The 18,566-nt window shown below is 72.4% G+C and carries 18 protein-coding genes; 12 read left to right on the plus strand and 6 right to left on the minus strand.

Annotated features, from left to right (window positions below; all coding sequences use genetic code 11):
- The first annotated feature begins 43 nt into the window (after positions 1 to 43).
- From ACIRD7_RS05775 to ACIRD7_RS05810, 8 genes are all read left to right on the plus strand, one after another.
- Positions 44 to 1,066 carry an ABC transporter substrate-binding protein gene (locus ACIRD7_RS05775; RefSeq protein WP_403450173.1) on the plus strand — a complete coding sequence of 341 codons (1,023 nt, stop codon included), beginning with the start codon at positions 44 to 46 and terminating at the stop codon, positions 1,064 to 1,066.
- A 57-nt stretch (positions 1,067 to 1,123) separates the two neighbouring features.
- A complete protein-coding gene (locus ACIRD7_RS05780; RefSeq protein ID WP_403450176.1) occupies positions 1,124 to 1,903 on the plus strand; it encodes a GNAT family N-acetyltransferase in 780 nt (259 codons plus the stop codon).
- A gap of 61 nt (positions 1,904 to 1,964) precedes the next feature.
- Positions 1,965 to 2,051: a putative leader peptide gene (locus ACIRD7_RS05785; RefSeq protein WP_403451686.1), complete on the plus strand. Its 87-nt coding sequence runs from the start codon at positions 1,965 to 1,967 to the stop codon at positions 2,049 to 2,051.
- Between the two features lie 75 nt (positions 2,052 to 2,126).
- Positions 2,127 to 3,335 (plus strand): LLM class flavin-dependent oxidoreductase, encoded by a 1,209-nt coding sequence (locus tag ACIRD7_RS05790; protein WP_403450179.1) that lies wholly within the window; start codon positions 2,127 to 2,129, stop codon positions 3,333 to 3,335.
- A 20-nt stretch (positions 3,336 to 3,355) separates the two neighbouring features.
- Complete coding sequence (locus ACIRD7_RS05795) at positions 3,356 to 4,735, plus strand: NtaA/DmoA family FMN-dependent monooxygenase (protein ID WP_403450182.1); 1,380 nt, start codon at positions 3,356 to 3,358, stop codon at positions 4,733 to 4,735.
- Positions 4,732 to 5,823, plus strand: coding sequence for an LLM class flavin-dependent oxidoreductase (locus tag ACIRD7_RS05800; RefSeq protein WP_403450184.1), 1,092 nt, complete (start codon positions 4,732 to 4,734; stop codon positions 5,821 to 5,823). Before ACIRD7_RS05795 ends, ACIRD7_RS05800 begins: the two co-directional genes overlap by 4 nt.
- Positions 5,816 to 6,943 carry an LLM class flavin-dependent oxidoreductase gene (locus ACIRD7_RS05805; protein ID WP_403450187.1) on the plus strand — a complete coding sequence of 376 codons (1,128 nt, stop codon included), beginning with the start codon at positions 5,816 to 5,818 and terminating at the stop codon, positions 6,941 to 6,943. The genes ACIRD7_RS05800 and ACIRD7_RS05805 overlap by 8 nt, the downstream gene beginning before the upstream one ends.
- A gap of 23 nt (positions 6,944 to 6,966) precedes the next feature.
- The gene (locus ACIRD7_RS05810) at positions 6,967 to 7,407 is read left to right on the plus strand and encodes a GNAT family N-acetyltransferase (RefSeq protein ID WP_403450189.1); all 441 of its coding nucleotides are present in this window, start codon (positions 6,967 to 6,969) and stop codon (positions 7,405 to 7,407) included.
- A 114-nt stretch (positions 7,408 to 7,521) separates the two neighbouring features.
- On the opposite strand, the gene ACIRD7_RS05815 is transcribed toward ACIRD7_RS05810, so the two are convergent.
- A complete protein-coding gene (locus ACIRD7_RS05815) occupies positions 7,522 to 8,607 on the minus strand; it encodes a M12 family metallopeptidase (RefSeq protein WP_403450191.1) in 1,086 nt (361 codons plus the stop codon).
- A 95-nt stretch (positions 8,608 to 8,702) separates the two neighbouring features.
- Between ACIRD7_RS05815 and ACIRD7_RS05820 the strand changes: the two genes are divergently transcribed.
- Positions 8,703 to 10,511, plus strand: coding sequence for a LuxR C-terminal-related transcriptional regulator (locus ACIRD7_RS05820; protein WP_403450194.1), 1,809 nt, complete (start codon positions 8,703 to 8,705; stop codon positions 10,509 to 10,511).
- A gap of 18 nt (positions 10,512 to 10,529) precedes the next feature.
- Here ACIRD7_RS05820 and ACIRD7_RS05825 read toward each other — a convergent pair whose 3' ends face one another.
- A complete protein-coding gene (locus tag ACIRD7_RS05825; RefSeq protein WP_403451688.1) occupies positions 10,530 to 13,097 on the minus strand; it encodes a CHAT domain-containing protein in 2,568 nt (855 codons plus the stop codon).
- 148 nt (positions 13,098 to 13,245) lie between these two features.
- Here ACIRD7_RS05825 and ACIRD7_RS05830 point away from each other — a divergent pair, with 148 nt between their 5' ends.
- Genes ACIRD7_RS05830 through ACIRD7_RS05840 form a run of 3 tightly spaced genes read left to right on the plus strand, consistent with a single transcriptional unit; the run spans position 13,246 to position 15,808 of the window.
- Positions 13,246 to 14,676: a S8/S53 family peptidase gene (locus ACIRD7_RS05830; RefSeq protein WP_403450196.1), complete on the plus strand. Its 1,431-nt coding sequence runs from the start codon at positions 13,246 to 13,248 to the stop codon at positions 14,674 to 14,676.
- A 59-nt stretch (positions 14,677 to 14,735) separates the two neighbouring features.
- Positions 14,736 to 15,311 carry an RNA polymerase sigma factor gene (locus ACIRD7_RS05835; protein WP_403450199.1) on the plus strand — a complete coding sequence of 192 codons (576 nt, stop codon included), beginning with the start codon at positions 14,736 to 14,738 and terminating at the stop codon, positions 15,309 to 15,311.
- Between the two features lie 20 nt (positions 15,312 to 15,331).
- Complete coding sequence (locus ACIRD7_RS05840; protein ID WP_403451690.1) at positions 15,332 to 15,808, plus strand: hypothetical protein; 477 nt, start codon at positions 15,332 to 15,334, stop codon at positions 15,806 to 15,808.
- 9 nt (positions 15,809 to 15,817) lie between these two features.
- Here ACIRD7_RS05840 and ACIRD7_RS05845 read toward each other — a convergent pair whose 3' ends face one another.
- The 4 genes from ACIRD7_RS05845 to ACIRD7_RS05860 all read right to left on the minus strand — a co-directional run bounded on the left by ACIRD7_RS05845 (position 15,818) and on the right by ACIRD7_RS05860 (position 18,387).
- Positions 15,818 to 16,612: an N-formylglutamate amidohydrolase gene (locus ACIRD7_RS05845; RefSeq protein ID WP_403450202.1), complete on the minus strand. Its 795-nt coding sequence runs from the start codon at positions 16,610 to 16,612 to the stop codon at positions 15,818 to 15,820.
- Positions 16,609 to 17,199, minus strand: a complete 591-nt coding sequence (locus ACIRD7_RS05850; protein WP_403450205.1) for a hypothetical protein — start codon at positions 17,197 to 17,199, stop codon at positions 16,609 to 16,611. Before ACIRD7_RS05850 ends, ACIRD7_RS05845 begins: the two co-directional genes overlap by 4 nt.
- 109 nt (positions 17,200 to 17,308) lie before the next feature.
- Positions 17,309 to 17,527, minus strand: a complete 219-nt coding sequence (locus ACIRD7_RS05855) for a DUF397 domain-containing protein (protein WP_403450206.1) — start codon at positions 17,525 to 17,527, stop codon at positions 17,309 to 17,311.
- A complete protein-coding gene (locus ACIRD7_RS05860; RefSeq protein WP_403450208.1) occupies positions 17,524 to 18,387 on the minus strand; it encodes a helix-turn-helix domain-containing protein in 864 nt (287 codons plus the stop codon). The genes ACIRD7_RS05855 and ACIRD7_RS05860 overlap by 4 nt, the downstream gene beginning before the upstream one ends.
- Positions 18,388 to 18,566 lie beyond the last annotated feature (179 nt).

Raw genomic sequence — 18,566 nt, forward strand, 5'->3', positions numbered from 1 at the left:
ACCCTCACCACCCTCACCACCCTCTCGAACACCAAGGACGGCCATGCCCACCCACATCTCCCGACGCAGCCTGATACGCGGCATCACCGCGGCGACCGCGGTCGCCACCCTCGCCACCGGGCTCGCCGCCTGCGGTGGGGACAGCGACGCCGCCACCAGGACGAACGACAGCGCGGGGACCGTCACCGTCGGACAGCTCTCCAACGGCGCCGCCAAGGAGACCACCCTGAAGGTGTCCGAGGTGAAGTCCATCAGCGCGAAGCTGCCCGAGGCCCTCAAGAAGAGCGGCAAGCTGGTCATCGGCTCCGGCACCCTGCCCTCCGGGGCCCCGCCGCTGGGCTTCGTGGGCAGCGACCAGAAGACGCTCACCGGCTCCGAGGTCGACCTCGCCCGGCTGGTCGCGGCCGTCTTCGGTCTTGAGCCCGAGGTCAAGCGGTTCACCTGGGAGAACCTCTTCGTCGGCATCGACAGCGGCAAGGTGAACGTCGGCTTCTCGAACATCACCGACACCGAGGAGCGCAAGCAGAAGTACGAGTTCGCCTCCTACCGCAAGGACGACCTCGCCTTCGAGGCGCTCAAGGACTCGAAGTTCAGCTTCGACGGCGACTACAAGGCCCTCGCCGGCAAGACCGTCTCCGTCGGCGCCGGCACCAACCAGGAGCGGATCCTGCTGGAGTGGAAGGACAGGCTGGAGAAGGAGGGCAAGGAGCTGACCGTCAAGTACTTCCAGGACAACAACAGCACGTACCTGGCCCTGGGCAGCGGCAAGATCGATGCCTACTTCGGCCCGAGCCCGAACCTCTCCTACCACGTCACCCAGACCAAGAGCACGCCCAGCCCGACGAGGATCGCCGGCCAGTTCTCCGGCGCCGGGGCGACGCTCCAGGGCCTGATCGCCGCGACCGCCAAGAAGGACAGCGGCCTCGCCCAGCCCCTCGCCGACGCGATCAACCACCTGATCGACAACGGCCAGTACGCCAAGTGGCTCGCCGCCTGGAACCTCTCGGGCGAGGCCGTCGGCAAGTCGGAGGTCAACCCGCCGGGGCTGCCGCTGGACAACTCCTGACGGTCGGTCACCTGACCGCACGTCATGCCCGCTGACCCAGGAAGGGACTCCGCCTCCGTGGCCCACCAGACCGACGTCCACGGGGGCGGAGCCCCGTCCGCCACCGAGCCGCACCCCCTCGACAACGCCGTCTGGGCCGCCCTGAACAGCGCCCACGCCCTCCCCCATAGCCTCAAGGGCATGGGCGGTACCCCCATCGCCGAGCGCGTCGGCCTCGCCGCCCGCTACCCCGCCGACGTCTACGCCTTCGCCGCGCTGGCCGACCCGGCGGACCCGGCCGCGTGGGCCGACCTGCACACCCTTGTCGGGCCGGGCGCCCTGGTGCGCGCCAAGCCGCTCGACCGGGTACCGGACGGCTGGGAGATCGTCGGCGGCGGCGAGGGAGTGCAACTCGTCGACACCGCACTGCGCGCCGAACACGCCCCGGAAGCGGTCCGCCTGGGACCGGCCGACGTACCCGAGATCCTCGACCTCGTCGCCCGCACGAGACCGGGACCGTTCCTCGCACGCACCATCCACATGGGCACCTACCTCGGCATCCGGCAGCGAGGCCGGCTGGTCGCCCTGGCCGGCGAACGGCTCCGCCTGCCCGGCTGGACCGAGATCAGCGCCGTCTGCACCGACCCCGGCCACCGCGGCCAGGGGCTCGCGACCCGCCTGGTGCGCGCGGTCGCGGCCGGCATCCGCGAGCGCGGCGAGACCCCCTTCCTGCACGCCGCCGCCGGCAACGCCCCGGCGATCCGGCTGTACGAGTCGATCGGCTTCACCCTCCGCCGCCGCTCGTCCATCCGTCTGGTGCGGACACCGGGAACAGCCTCCCGGGCCGGGGTGTTGTGACTCACGACGAGATGTGCGAGGCGCGCCGAAGCACACGAGGCGACGGACGGAGGCGGCGGAAGTGACACACCTGTTCCACGCCGTCCACCTCCACTCCCGGCCCCACATCGACCTCCAGCGCGTGTCCGCCGCGCTCTGTTGCTCCTGACGTTCCCTCACCCGCCGTGCCCCGCCCGAGCGAGGGCCGGCGTTCTCGTACGGACTTCCAGGAAGGCACCGACCCGTGTCCTCAGCACCCTCTTCGTCCCTGCATCTCGCCGTCGCCCTGGACGGCACCGGCTGGCATCCCGCCTCCTGGCGCGAGCCGGTGGCCCGCCCCCAGGACCTGTTCACCGCCGCCTACTGGGCCGACCTGGTCACCGAGGCCGAGCGCGGTCTGCTCGACTTCGTGACCATCGAGGACGGCCTCGGCCCGCAGTCCTCCCACTTCCTGGATCCGGACGAGCGCACCGACCAGGTCCGCGGCCGGCTCGACGCCGTCCTCATCGCCTCCCGCGTGGCCCCGTTGACCCGCCACATAGGTCTGGTGCCGACGGTGGTGTCCACGCATACGGAGCCGTTCCACATCTCCAAGGCCGTCGCCACCCTCGACTACGTCAGTTCCGGCCGCGCCGGCCTGCGCGTACAGATCACCGCCCGCCCGAACGAGGCCGCGCACTTCGGCCGCCGCACCATCGCGCGCATCGAGGCCTACGACAGCCCGGACGCCCGCGAGGTGGTGACCGACCTCTTCGACGAGGCCGCCGACTACGTGGAGGTCGTGCGCCGCCTCTGGGACAGCTGGGAGGACGACGCCGAGATCCGGGACACCGCCACCGGGCGCTTCATCGACCGCGACAAGCTGCACTACATCGACTTCGAGGGCGCCCACTTCAGCGTGAAGGGCCCCTCCATCACACCCCGCCCGCCGCAGGGCCAGCCGCTCGTCACCGCCCTCGCCCACGACACCGTCCCCTACCGGCTGGTGGCCCGCGCCGCCGACGTCGGATACGTCACCCCGTACGACGCCGACGAGGCCCGCGCCGTCGTCGCCCAGATCCGCGCCGAGCAGAGCGCGGCGGGGAGGGCGGCCGAACCCCTGCACGTCTTCGGCGACCTCGTGGTCTTCCTCGACGAAGACCCGGCCGCCGCGACCGCGCGCCGGGAACGGCTCGACGCGCTCGCGGGACAGCCGTACACGAGTGACGCCCTGGTCTTCACCGGCAGTCCAGCGCAACTCGCAGACCTGCTGCAGGAGTTGCAGGGCGCCGGCCTTTCCGGCTTCCGGCTGCGACCCGCCGTACTCGGCCACGACCTCCCGGCGATCACCCGGGGACTGGTCCCCGAACTCCAGCGTCGCGGCGTCTTCCGCCGCGCCTACGAGGCCGACACCCTGCGCGGCCTGCTGGGCCTTGACCGCCCCGCCAACCGCTACGCCGCCGCGACCGCCTGAGCCGGAAGGACCGCACCGACATGACCAAGCCGCTGAAGCAGATCCATCTGGCCGCCCACTTCCCCGGCGTCAACAACACCACCGTGTGGTCCGACCCGCGGGCCGGCAGCCACATCGAGTTCAGCTCCTTCGCCCACTTCGCGCGGACCGCCGAACGGGCCAAGTTCGACTTCCTGTTCCTCGCCGAGGGACTCAGGCTCCGCGAACAGGGCGGGCAGATCTACGACCTGGACGTCGTGGGCCGCCCCGACACGTTCACCGTCCTCGCCGCGCTCGCCGCCGTCACCGAGCACCTGGGGCTGACCGGCACCATCAACTCCACCTTCAACGAGCCCTACGAGGTCGCCCGCCAGTTCGCCGCCCTCGACCACCTCTCCGGCGGCCGCTCCGCCTGGAACGTCGTCACCTCCTGGGACGCCTTCACCGGCGAGAACTTCCGGCGCGGCGGCTTCCTGCCGCAGGAGGAGCGCTACTCCCGCGCCAGGGAGTTCCTCGCCACCGCGAACGAACTCTTCGACTCCTGGCACGGCGACGAGATCCTCGCCGACCAGGAGACCGGCACCTTCCTGCGGGACGCCAAGGCGGGCGCGTTCGTCCACTCGGGACAGCACTTCGACATCCACGGCCGGTTCAACGTCCCGCGCTCACCCCAGGGGCGCCCCGTCGTCTTCCAGGCCGGCGACTCCGAAGAGGGCCGCGAATTCGCCGCCGCGGAGGCGGACGCCATCTTCAGCCGGTACGGCACCCTGGAGGGCGGCCGGACCTTCTACACGGACGTGAAGTCCCGGCTGGCCGAGTACGGCCGCGGCCCCGGCCAGTTGCTCATCCTCCCCGCCGCCACCTTCGCTCTCGCCGACACCGACGCCGAGGCCGGCGAACTCGCCCGCGAGGTGCGCCGTCAGCAGGTCAGCGGGGCCACCGCGCTCAAGCACCTGGAGTTCGTCTGGAACCGGGACCTCTCGGCGTACGACCCGGAAGGCCCCCTCCCCGACATCGACCCGGACGTCAGCGACCAGCACATCTCCAAGGGCCGCGCCCAGGTCCGCATGTACCGGGACCCGCTGGCCACCGCACGCGAGTGGCGCGAGCTGGCCGAGGCCAACAAGTGGTCCATCCGCGACCTCGTCATCAACACCGGCAACCGGCAGAACTTCGTCGGCTCCCCGGCCACGGTCGCCAGGACCATCAACGACTTCGTGCAGGCGGACGCGAGCGACGGCTTCATCCTCGTCCCGCACATCACCCCGACCGGCCTCGACGAGTTCGCCGACCGGGTGGTCCCGCTGCTCCAGGAACAGGGCGTGTTCCGCACGGAGTACGAGGGCACGACCTTGCGCGACCACCTCGGCCTCGCCCACCCCGACGACGCGAGGGTCCGCGACGAGCGGGCGGCGTCGTGAAGTTTCTCGCCATCACCCTGATCGTGCACCGCCCGGATCCTGTCACCGGGGTCCTCAAGCCGACGCACGACCGGTTCCGGGAGGTCCTCGACAACGCCCGGTTCGCCGAGGAACTGGGCTTCGACGGGTTCGGCGTGGGAGAGCGGCACGAGCGGCCGTTCATCTCCTCGTCCCCGACGGTCGTCCTCAGCCATGTCGCCGCTCTGACGAGGCGGATACGGCTCTTCACGGCCGTGACGACGCTCAGCCTGCTCGACCCGGTGCGTGCCTACGAGGACTACGCCACCCTCGACCACCTCTCGGGAGGCCGCCTCGACCTGATCATCGGCAAGGGCAACGGCGCCGCCCAGCGCGAGCTGTTCCAGGTCACGCCCGAGGACCAGTGGGATCGCAACGCCGAGAGCTACGAGGTCTTCCGGCGGATCTGGCGGCAGGACAAGGTGACCGCGGCGACCCGCTTCCGCCCGCCGCTGACGGACGCCGAGGTATGGCCGCGCCCCTACCAGCAGCCCGTCCGGGTCTGGCACGGCAGCGCCACCAGCAAGGAGTCGGTCGACCTGGCCGCCCGCTACGGCGACCCGCTGTTCTCCGCCAACGTCACCCATCCCATCGAGCCGTACGCCGAGTTGATCCGCCACTACCGCGAGCGCTGGGAGCACTACGGCCACGATCCGGCCGACATCGCGATCGGGGCCGGCTCGGCGGGCATCCACGTGGCCCCGACCTCCCAGCAGGCGCTGGCCGCGTACGGGCCTGTCTTCGAGGCCAACCTGGCCTTCTACCGGCAGGCGGGACTGCCCGTCGTGTTCGAGACCCTGGAGGACTTCGTCGAGCGCAGCTCCGCCCTGATCGGCAGTCCGCAGCAGGTCGTCGACAAGGTGCACCGCTACCACGAGCAGTTCGGGCACACGGCCCTCCACCTGACCGCGGACGCCGGCGGCCTCACCGACACGCAGCACCGCGACTCGCTGGAGCTGTTCCAGTCGGCGGTGGCACCCGTGCTGCGCAAGGACATCCCGGACCCGCCCTTCGCATGGGCCCCAGTGCTTCCGGCAGCACCGACCGCGCGGGAGCGAGACCATGTCTGACATCCCCCTCGGCGTCCTGGACCTGGTACCGATCTCCTCCGGCTCGACGGCCGCGGACGCCCTGCGGAACTCCATCGATCTCGCCCGGCAGACCGAACGCCTCGGCTACACCCGCTACTGGTTCGCCGAACACCATCTCAACCCCGGCGTGGCGGGTACCTCCCCCGCGGTCGTCCTGGCCCTGACGGCCGCGGCCACCTCGACCATCCGCCTCGGCTCCGGGGCCGTACAACTCGGTCACCGGACCGCGCTGTCCACGGTCGAGGAGTTCGGCCTGATCGACGCCCTGTACCCAGGCCGCCTCGACCTGGGCCTGGGCCGCTCGGGCGGCCGCCCACCGGGGGAGAAGGCCACGTTCGCCACGGCGACCCCGGTCGTCGACGGCCGCGCCCCCAACGGGCTGCTCATCCCACCCCGCTTCTCCTTCGAGCGCCTGCTCGGCTCACCCCGCGTCGCCCTGCACCGCAAACTGCTCCTGCTGCCGAACGCCGAGCCACAGGACTACGGCGAGCAGATCGACGACGTCCTCGCCCTGCTGGCCGGCACCTACCGCTCCCCGGAGGGCGTCGAGGCGCATGTCGTGCCCGGCGAGGGCGCCGACGTCGAGGTGTGGATCCTGGGCAGCAGCGGCGGCCAGAGCGCCGAGACGGCGGGCGCCCGGGGTCTGCGCTTCGCGGCGAACTACCACGTCAGTCCCGACACGGTGCTGGAAGCGGTGGACGGCTACCGGTCCTTCTTCCGGCCCTCCGCATCCCTCGACAAGCCGTACGTCAGCGTCTCTGCCGACGTGGTCGTCGCCGAGGACGACGAGACCGCCCGTGAACTGGCCACCGGCTACGCCCCGTGGGTCCGCAGCATCCGCACCGCCGAGGGCGCCATCGAGTACCCCACACCGGAGGAGGCCCGCGCCCACGCCTGGCCCGACACGGACCGAGAACTGGTCCAGGACCGCCTCGACACCCAGTTCGTGGGTTCACCGAGCCATGTCGCCGACCGACTCGCACAGCTCCAGGAGGCCACGGGCGCCGACGAGTTGCTGATCACCACCATCACCCATGACCACGCCGACCGGGTGCGGTCGTACGAACTCCTCGCCGAGGAGTGGCGACGCAGGCCCTAGAACTGCCGTGCCATGATCGGGTCATGGCCGTCGAAGTCGTCCCCGCCACCGTCGCGGATCTTCACCAGGTGCTGCAGGACCACGCCCGCTACTGGGGCGAGCGGGATCTGCGGGCGCTCCATCAGCCGGTGCTGGTGCAGGAGTTCGGCTCGACGTGTCTGATCGCCCGCGCCGAGGACGGCATCCGCGGCTATCTGTTCGGCTTCGTCACCCCGGACCACACCGGATACGTCCATCTGATCGCCACCAGGGACGACAGCCGCGGCACCGGTCTGGGGCGGCGTCTCTACCGGGAGTTCACCATGGTCGCCCGCCGCCAGGGAGCCGTCCGGCTCCGGGCGATCACGTCGGTCGGCAACGAGGGATCCCAGGCCTTCCATCGCAGCCTCGGCTTCGACGCGCGTGTCGTGCCGGACCACGACGGTCCTGGCCGGCCGATGGTCGTCTTCACCCGGGATCTGTGAGCGCCGGCGTGGCCGGGAAACGTCACCCTCCCCCGAAGGTGGCGTTCCCCGGCCACATCCCCCGGCGCCGGACAGTGGACTTTGGCGCCCGTGCGCGTCAGCGGACCCGTGCCGTCACCAGCACATGACCGCTGTCTCCCCCGATCCCCAGTCGGCGTGGAGGCGCACCCGGACGAAGTAGCGGCGGCCCTTCACCAGCCGGGCCCTGATCGTGGCGTTGCGGGCGGTGCCGCCGTCGTCCTCGGCGGTGAGGTAGCGGGGTTCGCCGTCCCGCTCCTCGAAGACCACGACGAGTGTGTCGCTCTCGCCGAACGTGCCCACCGTGTACTCACGCGTCTCGGGCGGCTCGACGACGAAGTCGGCCTGCTCGGCGGGACCGAGCCGCAGCGGCACCGAACGGAACGGCACCAGCTCCCGCGGCCCCTGCGCCTGGGCGGGCGGATACCAGCGGCGGACGAACTCCTGGTCGGCCTCGGACAGCACACCCGGCGGGTTCAGTCCCGCCCGGAACTGCTCAGGCTCCAGGATCAGCCCGGCCGAGAAGGGATACTCCATGATCGAGTGCGGGTCCCAGACCGAGCCGTTGACCTCGTTGGCGTCGAGCTTGCGCAGGATGTTGAAGAACGTCCTGTCCCGGCTCCAGAAGTTCGGCGGGCCCGCCAGATCGGCGTACACCGCCTCGTCGTCCCAGTGGATCCCGGCGAACGGGCTCTGGTGCTCGTGCAGCATGCCGAGCGCGTGCCCGATCTCGTGCAGCGCCGTCCCGCGCTCACCGGGCACCGTCAGATCCCAGCCGAAGTTCATGGTGCGGTCATTGAGACCGACCCGCAGCGCGTCCTTGCCCACCGTCGACCAGGAGCCGTCGCCGACCTGGAACCCGATGCGCAGCTCGGCCTCCGACCGGTCGCGCACCTCCGTGAACGACACCCCGATGCCGAGGCCCTGCCACTCCTGGAAGCACTCGCGCACGACGTCCTGCTGCTCCTTGCCGCCGACCCACGTAACGCGCCGCCGCTCGCCGGTCTCCGGGTCGGGGATCACGGATCCGTCGGAGTCCCGGTCGAAGAAGAAGTAGTGCAGCACCGTGCCGTTGACCCACATCCGATGCCCGCTGACCAGCGCGTCGAGCCGCTCGGCGGCCAGCCCCGGTGCGAAGGCGGGCGCCGGCTGCCGCGCGAGGGAGCAGTAGCGAGCGGTCATGTCGAACAGACTGCCGTCGGGTCGCCCCGGGCGCCTGAGTCAGGGGCTACTCAAGTACCGGTGTATCAGGCGTGAGTCATCGTGCTCTCATTGCCGTGACGAATTTCGAACGTGACACGAAGACCCTGGAGCTGCCCTGGCCGTTCACCGGCCGGGAGGACGAACTCGAACTGGTCCGCGGCGCCTTGGCCGCCGGCCGGCAGGGCATCGTGATCACGGGCCCGGCCGGCAGCGGCAGGACCCGGCTCGTCGCCGAGGCCGTCCGCGGCACCGACTTCGCCCGGGTGGCGGGGACGCCCGAGACCCGCACGCTCCGCTTCGCCGCGTTCGCCCACCTCGTCCCCGAGACGGCCTCCCTGCACGGCGCGTTCCAGCACCTGTCGGGTGTACGGCTGCTGCTGGTCGACGACGCCCATCTGCTCGACGACGCCTCGGCCGCCCTCGTCCACCAGCTGGCCGTGCACGGCCGCACCCGCCTCCTGGTCGTCACCACCGACGGCGCCCCGGCCCCCGGCGCGATCACCCGCCTGTGGACCGGCGACCTCCTGCCCCGCCTCACCCTGGAACCGCTGCCCCGCGAGGAGACGGCCCGGCTGCTGGCCGCAGAGGCGGGCGGCGCGGGCCTGGAGCAGCTCACCGTGAACCGGCTGCACCACCTGTGCCAGGGGGACCTGCGGCTGATGCGCGACCTGGTGGGCGCGATCCGCGAGCGCGGCCTGCTGAGCCGGGTCCCGGAGGCGGACGAGCGGGAGTGGCGCGGCCCGGTGCCGGTCACCGCGACCGTGCGCGAGCGCACCGCGCACGTCCTCGACCGCGCCCGCACCGAGGAGCGCGCGATCCTCGAACGCCTCGCCTTCGCCGAGCCGTTGCCGCTGGACCTGGAAGCGGACCGACTCGGCCTTCGCGCCGTGGAACACCTCGAGGCCGACGCTCTGGTGCACGTCGACGACCAGGGCGCCGTCCGCCTCGCCCACCCCCTGCACGGCCCGGTGCTGCGGGCCGCGGCCGGCGGGCTGCGGGCGAGGCGCCTGTCCCGTACGCCCGAGCAGTGCCGCCCCGCCCTGGACGCCGAGCGGGCCGCGCTGAGCCGCCGTATCGAGCGCGCGGACGTACGGGCGACGCCGGCGCCGGTGGGGGAGTGGCTGGTCGCCGAGGGCGCGCCGGTCCCGGCCGGATACGCGGCCGTACGCGCACGGTTCGCGCGGCTGCGCGGCGAGCTGCGGGAGGCGGCGGCGTGGGCGCGGGAGGGACTGCGGGACGGCGATCACGATCCGTCCTGCCGGGCCGAACTCGCCCTCGCCGTGGCGCAGTCGGGCGACACGACGGCCGCGCACCGAATCCTGGGTGGCCGCCCCCACGGGGGTGGGGCGGTCACCCGGCCTACCGCGGCCCGCGACGACGGCGGAGCGGCCGGGGCGATCGGCGACGACCCCTACGACGCCGTCCGCCGCGGCGCCCCCGAGCGCGCCGCGGGCCACCTGACCGGCGTCTTCGCCGAGCACGCCGACGCGCTCGCCCGGTCCGACGGTCCCGCGCTCGACCAGGTGGCCGCGCGGCTCCAGGAGCGTGGCTTCCTGCTGTTCGCGGCGGAGGCCCACGCCCAGGCCGTACGCGCCCACCGCGACCCGCGCGCCGCCCGCACCTCACGCACGCGTGCCGTCGCCCTGGCCCGCCGCTGCCAGGGCGCCCGCACCCCGGCCCTGGCCGGCCTGGTCCTCGGCGAACTGACCGCCCGCCAGCGCCAGATCGTCACCCTCGCGGCGACGGGCTTGAGCAACCGCCAGATCGCCGAGAAACTCACCCTGTCCGTCCGCACGGTCGGCAACCACCTCTACAGCGCCTACGCCCGCCTGGGCGCCGGCGACCGCAGGGCCCTGCCCCGGCTGGAGGAACAGCCGGCGTGAGGAGCGCCCGGGGGAGCGTCACGCCGCGCCGAAGGCCGAGAACGCCCACCCGGTAGCCCGGTGCAGCGCGTCGGCCGGCAGTGCCGCGCGGGCGTCGCGCAGGGCTTCGGCGAGCGAGAGGCCCTCGCCGAGGCCCTTGTGGAGGGCGAGCATCAGCGGAACCACCGCGGCGTCGTTGACGGGTGCCGTGCACGCGACCACCCCGGCCGTGCCCAGCGGCAGCAGCGCGGTGACCAGGCCGAGCAGCTCGTCGGCGCCGACGGAGGCGAAGCGGGCGGTGTCGCAGCAGGACAGGATGATCCGGTACGGACTGCGGTCCAGGCGCTCGAAGTCGTGCACGATCAGCGGCCCGTCGGCCATCCGCAGCGACGAGAAGAGCGGGCTGTCCGCGCGGAACGTGCCGTGGGCGGCGATATGCGCCAGCGCGGCCCCGTCGAGCTCGGCCAGCACCCGGGGCACGCGCGCGTCGGCGTGCTCCAGGACGACCGCACCCCCGTACCGCCCGGCCAGATGGGGCACCTCCGCGCCACCGGTGGCGAGCCCGGGCCCGCGCACCAGCACATGGCGCCCGCCCGGCGGCGGCTCGGTCTCCCGCGCGCGCAGCCACCCGCTCGCGGACGGCGACACGCTGAGCACCCGCTCCCGCAGCGAAGGCAGCAGCGCCCACGGCACCCGGTGCAGCCTGGCCGGCGGCACGACCACGACAGGGCCCTCACCCAACTGTGCGGCCGCCGGACCCAGCAGCAACTCCTCCAGGCGCCGCCCCGCGGCCTCCACCACCGGCAGCCGCCCCTCGGCGCCCGGGTGCGCCAGCCGCCGCAGCCCGGCCTGCACATGCTCCGCCTCGGTCTCCGCCTCGGCCAGCAGCCCGGCCTCGAACCGCCGCACCCGCCCCTGCCCGCACAGCAGCACCTGCACCCGCCCGTCCAGCACGGCGAGTTCGACCAGTCGTACGTCGTCGCCGAGCCGTTCCAGCAGACGGCCCGGGTCGAAGCGGTCGCCGTCGCCGGGCGTGTCGCCGCGCAGGTGCAGGGTCCGGGACCGTATCTCCCGCTCCAGGCGCCGCTGTTCGCGCTCCAGCGCGGGAACCGGCCGGGCCTCCATGCGGGCGGCCTCCGCGCGTGCCGCGATCTCCCGGAACGCGGTCAGGTCGCTCTGCAGCTCGGGATCGGCCGGCGGCCGGGTCGGCGGTGTCGACAGCGCGGTGGCCCGCCAGCGCTCGCTCCACACCAGCAGTCGGCGCGGGCTGCCTGAGTCGAGGCTGGCCTGCTGGGCCAGCGCGGCGAGTTCGGCGCCCTGCGCGGTGGCACGGGCCCGGAGCTCCGAGGCGCCCAGCGTCATGCGGTGCGCGTCGAGCACGTCCAGACCCCGCCGGCACGCCTCCAGTACGCCCCGCCCCGACCCGGCGGCCCGCGCCCGCAGCGCCTGCGCCGCCCAGCCCGTCATCCGCGCCAGCGGCGGACCGCTGTGCCTGCCGCGGGCGGCGACCGCCAGATGCCGCTCGGCGTCCGCCCGCCAGCCCAGATCGAGCGCGATGCGGCCCGCGAGCAGCGAGGCCTCCGGCGCGGCCGGCGCGCCGAAGGAGGCCAGCCGTTCGGCGACCGCCGCCGTGTCGGCCACCAGCCGACCCGAACTGCGCCCGGCGGCCACCCGCGCCTCGATCAGCACCAGCCGCGCATGCGCCTCCCACCAGCCGCGGCGCTGCCCGGCAAACAGCCGTACCGCCATGTCGGCGCGGGCGATCGCGGTGTGCGCGTCGCCCGCCAGCCGGGCGGCACGCGCGGCGGCCAGCAGCAGTTCGGCCTTGCGGGTGGACTGCCCGCCGATGCCGTCGAGCACGCCGATCGCCGCGTCGGCCTCGGCCAGCGCCTCCGGGGCCAGCCCGGCGGCCATCAGCACCTCGCAGCGCCGGATGGCGAGCATGAAGGTCGGCGTGCCGAGCTTGGCGTAGCGCTCCTCGGCCGCGTCCAGCAGCCGCAGCGCCGCGGGGATGTCGCCCGACCGGAACGCCGCGAGCCCCCGGCTCTCCACCGCGTCGGCCTTGTCGTGCTCCTGGCCCGTGGTGTCCCACAGCGCCTCCGCGGCGGTGAAGTCGGCGTCCGCCCGGTCCACCGCGCCCAGCGCCAGATGGACGGTCGCGCGCAGGGTCAGCGCCCGTGCCGTCCAGATGACGTCCTCGACCTGCCGCAGCACGGGAATCGCCCGCCGTACGTCCTCCAGCGCCTCCCGGTGATGCCCCAGTACCCAGCGGGCGTAGGCCCGGCGGAACAGCACCCGCGCGCGGGTATGTCCGCTGCCCCGTTCGATGCCGCGCTCCAGCGCGGCCAGCCCCTGCTGAGTGCGCCCCGCGTGCACCAACGCGACCCCGAGCGCCGCCAGGGCGTCCGCCTCCCGGTCGGCGGAATCCGCGCGTGCCGCGAGATCCCGGGCGCGCCGCAGATGGTGCAGGGCGATGCGCATGTCGCCCCAGTCCCGCTGCCAGATGCCGATCACCTGGTGGGCCACGGAGGCGTGCAACGGCGACGGATCCGCGTCGAGCAGCCCCTCCGCCCGCGCCAGCGCGTCGTTCGGGGCGGCGAACACCATCGGCAGCAGTTCGAGAACCGATTCGCTTCCCGCTGTCACTCCACGGATGGTAGTTGCCCCGGAACCGTGCCACACGGGTTTGGTGCTGTATCAATCAGCGACGAGACGGCTCTGACTGACGACCGTCGCCTCAGTGGGAGGACACGCCATGGCACCACAGCGATTCCACGAGCAGTTCGAGCAGATCCAACGCTCCATGCCCGACGTCCCCCTCGCGATGGGACCGGACGACTCCGCCGAGTTCATCTACGAGAAGGGCTATGTGCTCGTCCGCGACGGCGAGGACGCCCGCGTCGTCGAGGACACCGTACGCGCGCACTTCACCGCCGAACCCGACCTCGTGCAGGACCACGTGCGCCGCGCGAGCCCGCAGACCAACCGCTCGGGCATCACCCGCATCCAGGTCGGCGACCCCGGCGAGGGCGACCGCGCCGGTGACCGCCCCGTCGCCCACGCCCTGCGCGCCCTGCGGGAGTCGGAGGGGCGGGCCGGGCGGCGGCTGGTCAGCCGCAACCACCTGGTGTCGATCGCGGTCAACTCCTGTCCCGGCGACGAGCCCGCGCCCGTCGCGCAGGCCGACGGACTCAACCCCGGGCCGGTCGAGGGCACTTACGACGCGGACAGCGCGATCGGTGTCCTGGTCGTCGACACCGGGCTCATGCGCGACTTCCGGTCCTCCCCGCTGCTGGCCCACACCGACGGCGACGCCCAGATCAAGGAGTGCGACGACGACGGCGTCCTCCAGCAGTACGTCGGCCACGGCACGTTCATCGCCGGGCTCGTCGCCGCCGTCGCGCCCAACACGGGCATCACCGTGCGCAACTCCCTGAACGACGCGGGCGCCATCCTGGAGTCCGAGTTCGGCGAGAAGCTCTTCGAGGCCGTCGACGCGGGCGGCTGGCCCGACATCCTCAGCCTGTCCGCAGGCACCTCCAACGGCCGCACCGACGGACTGCTCGGCATCGAGGCCTTCATGCGGGAGCTGCGCGAACAGCGCACCCTGCTCGTCGCGGCGGCCGGCAACAACGGCAGCGCCACCCCCTTCTGGCCCGCCGCCTACGCCGATCTGCCCGACTACCAGGACGTCGTGGTGTCGGTCGGCGCGCTGCGCGGCGACGGCGAGTTCGGCGCCTGCTTCAGCAACCACGGCCCCTGGGTGAAGGTGTACGCGCCCGGCGAGCGCCTCACCAGCGTCCTCACCGGCTTCGACGCGCCCATGCCGTACGTCTACCAGCACTCCACCTACGACACCTGCCGGTACGGCTTCGGCTACTCCTGCACCTGCGTCTCCCCGCGCCACACCGGCGTGTTGAGCGAGCAGGGCGGCGGCGCCAAGCCCGACCAGGTGATGTTCGAGGGGTTCGCGCACTGGAGCGGCACCTCGTTCGCCACCCCCCTCGTCGCCGGCATGATCGCCGCCCACATGACCGCGCAGGCGGAGAACGACCCGCGGGTGGCCCGGTACAAGATGCTCGCCGCGAACTCCGGCTACGCGGAGGTGCGGGGGGCGCACGTACCGGCGCTTCGCCCCTCTACCTGGCGTCCTGTGCCCGTCACCCCCTCCGCTCCTCGGTCATGAGGGTCGGAACCATCCCCTCCGCGGCGTACGATTACTTGCCGTACACGAGGGGTGGGGCTGTGGACCGAGCAGATGTCGGTGCGCTGGTCCGGTCCGCCGTCGACGGCGACGCGGCGGCCTGGAAGGCGCTCGTGGAAGGGCTGAGCCCGCTGGTGTGGTCCGTCGTGCGCGCGCACCGGCTGGCGGACGCCGACGCCCATGAGGTGTATCAGACCGTCTGGTTCCGCTTCGCCCAGCACCTCGGGCGGATCCGGGAACCCGAGAAGGCCGGTTCCTGGCTCGCGAGCACCGCGCGGCACGAATGTCTGAAGGTGCTCAAGAGCTTAAGGCGGCTGACCGTGACGAGCGATCCGCAGCTGCTCGACCGGGTCAGTGAGGACCGTACGCCCGAACAGTCGGTGCTGGACTCGGAGGAGGCGGCCGCGGAGTCGGAGCGCATCCGCTGGATGTGGCAGGAGTTCGAGGAACTCGGCGAGCGCTGCCGCCAGTTGCTGCGCGTGCTGATGGCGTCGCCGCCGCCCAGCTACCAGGAGGTGTCCGCCGCACTGGGCATCGCCGTGGGCAGCATCGGGCCGCTGCGCCAGCGCTGTCTGCGCCGGCTGCGGGCCCGACTCGACGCGCGGGGGGCGCTGTGAACGACCACGGGAACGACGACATCGACGACGACGTGACGGACGAAGGCTCCCCGGGCGACGACGGTTTCGACATCGACCTCCTGGAGGAGGAACTCCGTCAGGCCGCGGCCATCCTGGACCCCGTACCGGCCCAGCTGCGCCAACTCGCCGTCGAGGCCTTCGCGCTGCACGACCTCGACGTCCGGATCGCCGAGCTCACCTTCGACTCGGTGGAGGACGCCATTCCGGTCAGAGGGGCGACGGACGTGCCGCGGATGCTGACGTTCCGCGCCGGGGAGGTGACCGTCGACGTGGAAGTGACCGCGCAGGGCCTGATGGGACAGGTGCTGCCCCCGCGGCAGGCGCGGATCGAGGTGCTCGGCGGCCCGCAGTCGGTGACGCCGGTCGTCGCCGACGACATGGGCCGCTTCACCAGCGACGCCCCGCCCTCCGGCCCGTTCGCCCTGCGGCTGCGGACCGGCGGCGAGGTCGTGGTCACGGAGTGGCTGCGGGCCTGAGCCGCGGGGTCAGTGTGCGGCGGCCACCAGCGCCGCCAGCGCCTTCGCGAGCCGGGTGAGTCCGGGACCGGCCGGACCGCCCGGCTCCGCCATGTACGTGTCCCGGCGGATCTCGATCATCAGGGCACTGACGCGAGGATCCCTGCCGTAGAACTCCAGCGGCACGTACGTGCCGCCGAACGGGCTGTCCAGTCCCGTCTCCCCGCAGCCGGCGAACGCCTCCCGCGCCGCGGCGAGCAGCCCGGGCGGCGTGTGGAAGGGGTCCGTGCCCAGGCACACCGGCGGCCGCGGGCCCTCGCCGTGGAGTTCGTAGGGGAGCGGCGCGGTGGGGTAGGAGTGCACGTCGATGATCACCGCCCGTCCCGTGGCGGCGAGCCGTCCCGCGACGGCGTCGGTCATCGCCCGTGCGTACGGCTCGAAGTAGCGCGAGATCAGCGGCCCGGCGTCGAAGTCGTCGGCCCGCAAGGCCTCCCGGTGCGTGGTGCGCGTGTACACCGCGCCCATCCCGACGGCGAGCATCTCCTCCCGCTCGTCCGGGAACCGCTCCGGGTCGACCACCAGCCGGGACAGCCGGTTCACGAACCGCCACGGGGTGACCTCCGAGGCCCGCGCCGCCTCCCGCGCGAGCCGCGCGGTGTGCGCGTCGACGATGTGGTCCAGCTCCCGCTCCAGCGCGGGGTCGTCCAGCAGGATCCCCGCGCGCACCTCGGGAGGAATCTCCCGCGACGAGTGCGGCACATGCAGGATCACGGGGGAGTCGTCGGCGCCGGGCCGTAGTTCGAAGAAACCGGACATGGACCTCATGGCGTTCTCATCAGGGGCGGGCGGATGGTGCGGCGTGGCGGTGGCACGGAGACCTGCCGGACCTTCACGTCGACGAGGGAGTGACGGAAAGCGTAGACCGGAGCCGTGTCCACCAGCAGGACGTAGGTGATCGTCGTGCCGCGGCCGATGAGGCCCGGTCCGATGCACAGACGCGAGCCGCGCACCTCGGCGTCGGGGGCCACCGCGGAGCTGGGCTCGGCGTGTATCTCCATCACCACCAAATAGGGCACGTCCAGGTCCAGCAGGAACGGATCGCCCCGGTCGAACGCCTCACTGGGGATGTCCCACCGCCCGGGGTTGTTCAGCACCACCTCGACGGTGTGCGGGTCGGTGAGTAACGTGCCGTGCCGTGTGGTCTCCAGGCTCCCGTCCGCGCACTGCTGCACCAACGGCCAGTGACGCACGGTGTAGTTGAGCCGTCGTTTGGGATGGGACGACCGGAACGCGGTCCACATCGCCAGTAGGCCCACCAGCACGGTCCCGGCGACGCCGGCGGCCGCCCAGAAGGTCTCCATGGTGTAGAAGGCGCCGGACGCGACGGGCGGGAGAGAAGTGACCTCGTTCACGGGCAGCCCGACGCGCCTAGGGGCCGGTCGCGCGTCGTACTCCGTTCGTACGTGCGGCAACTGTTCCGGTGACTCTCCGTCCCGGCCCGCCGACGGTTCCCTGGGTCGCTCAGGTGTGCCGGAGTCCTCCACGGAGGAAGGCCCGCCACTCGCGCGGTGTGAACACGAGGGCCGGACCCTGAGCGTTCTTGGAGTCCCGCACCGCGACGAGGTCGGCCACGGCGGCGACCTCGACACACGCTCCGTTGCCCGAACTATGGCTGCTCCTGCGCCAGTCGGCCCCGTTCAGGTCGACCTGCGGCAGTATCCGCCCGTCGTGCGCGCTCATGAGTCCTGCATCTCCCTTGCGATCCGCTCCAGCGTGGTGGATGTCTCCTGCGGGTCGGGAGCGGCGGCCCGCACGAGGTCGAAGGTCTGGATGAAGGTGCGCACGTCTCGTTCCTTCTCCAAGTACACGTTTCCGGCTATGGAGTTGACGTAGACGACGGTGGGCTCGCGCGGCCCGAACTCCAGCAGTGAGAAGGTCCCGGCCAGGGCCGCGTGGGCGCCCTTCGCGGTCGGCATGACCTGGATGGTGACGTTCGGCAGCTCTGCCGACCGGGCGAGGTACTCCAGCTGGGCCACCATGACCTCGACGCCGCCGACGGGGCGTCGCAGTGCGCTCTCCTCGACCACCACCCACAGCTCCAGCGGCTCGGGCGTGCGGGTCAGCAGGGCCTGGCGCTCCTTGCGGAAGCGCACCAACTGGTCCACCTCGTAGGGCTCGTTGGGCCGCACGGCGGCGATCACCGCACGGGCGTAGTCCTCCGTCTGCAACAGGCCGTGCACGAAGGTGGGTTCGTAACTGCGCAGGGCACTGGCGTCCGCTTCCAGACCGGCGTAGGTGGCCATGCCGGAGGGCAGCACCTCGTTGTAGTGCGCCCACCAGCCCTGTTGCTGTGCGCCCTTGTGGACCAGCATGACGGCTTCGGTCAGTTCCGGGTCGGTCACGCCGTACCACTGGAGCAGATCGCGGACGTCCCGGGCCTTGATCGGGGCCTGACCGGTCTCCACCCTGCTGATCTTGGACATGGAGCACTCGAGGTGCGCCGCGACGTCCTCGATCCGCTTGCCCGCGTGTTCCCGCAGACGGCGGAGCTCGGCGCCGAGCTGACGCCGTCGTAGCGTGGGTCCGCCGGCCGTGGCCATTGCCTCACCCCTCGCATCTGTTGCTCCGAGCAAGTGCGCCCGGTCGTCAAATACCTTGTACCTGAGGATAGTTGAGATCATGCATATCGCTCACGCAATTGCGTCAGAAAATCGCAGAGCCTGCCGGGCGATGCTCTTCGAACGACCGCGGACATGACTCCGCCCCGGCCGGGCCGAAG

It is taken from the genome of Streptomyces sp. NPDC093568, assembly GCF_044764945.1.
Classification (GTDB): Bacteria; Actinomycetota; Actinomycetes; order Streptomycetales; family Streptomycetaceae; genus Streptomyces.

Bases quoted from the DNA above. Each gene is read 5' to 3' on its own strand.
- ACIRD7_RS05775 (WP_403450173.1), top strand. From the start codon at position 44: ATGCCCACCCACATCTCCCGACGCAGCCTGATACGCGGCATCACCGCG.
- ACIRD7_RS05795 (WP_403450182.1), top strand. From the start codon at position 3,356: ATGACCAAGCCGCTGAAGCAGATCCATCTGGCCGCCCACTTCCCCGGC.
- ACIRD7_RS05805 (WP_403450187.1), top strand. From the start codon at position 5,816: ATGTCTGACATCCCCCTCGGCGTCCTGGACCTGGTACCGATCTCCTCC.
- ACIRD7_RS05810 (WP_403450189.1), top strand. From the start codon at position 6,967: ATGGCCGTCGAAGTCGTCCCCGCCACCGTCGCGGATCTTCACCAGGTG.
- ACIRD7_RS05815 (WP_403450191.1), bottom strand. From the start codon at position 8,607: ATGACCGCTCGCTACTGCTCCCTCGCGCGGCAGCCGGCGCCCGCCTTC.
- ACIRD7_RS05825 (WP_403451688.1), bottom strand. From the start codon at position 13,097: ATGGTGTTCGCCGCCCCGAACGACGCGCTGGCGCGGGCGGAGGGGCTG.
- ACIRD7_RS05830 (WP_403450196.1), top strand. From the start codon at position 13,246: ATGGCACCACAGCGATTCCACGAGCAGTTCGAGCAGATCCAACGCTCC.
- ACIRD7_RS05845 (WP_403450202.1), bottom strand. From the start codon at position 16,612: ATGAGGTCCATGTCCGGTTTCTTCGAACTACGGCCCGGCGCCGACGAC.
- ACIRD7_RS05855 (WP_403450206.1), bottom strand. From the start codon at position 17,527: ATGAGCGCGCACGACGGGCGGATACTGCCGCAGGTCGACCTGAACGGG.
- ACIRD7_RS05860 (WP_403450208.1), bottom strand. From the start codon at position 18,387: ATGGCCACGGCCGGCGGACCCACGCTACGACGGCGTCAGCTCGGCGCC.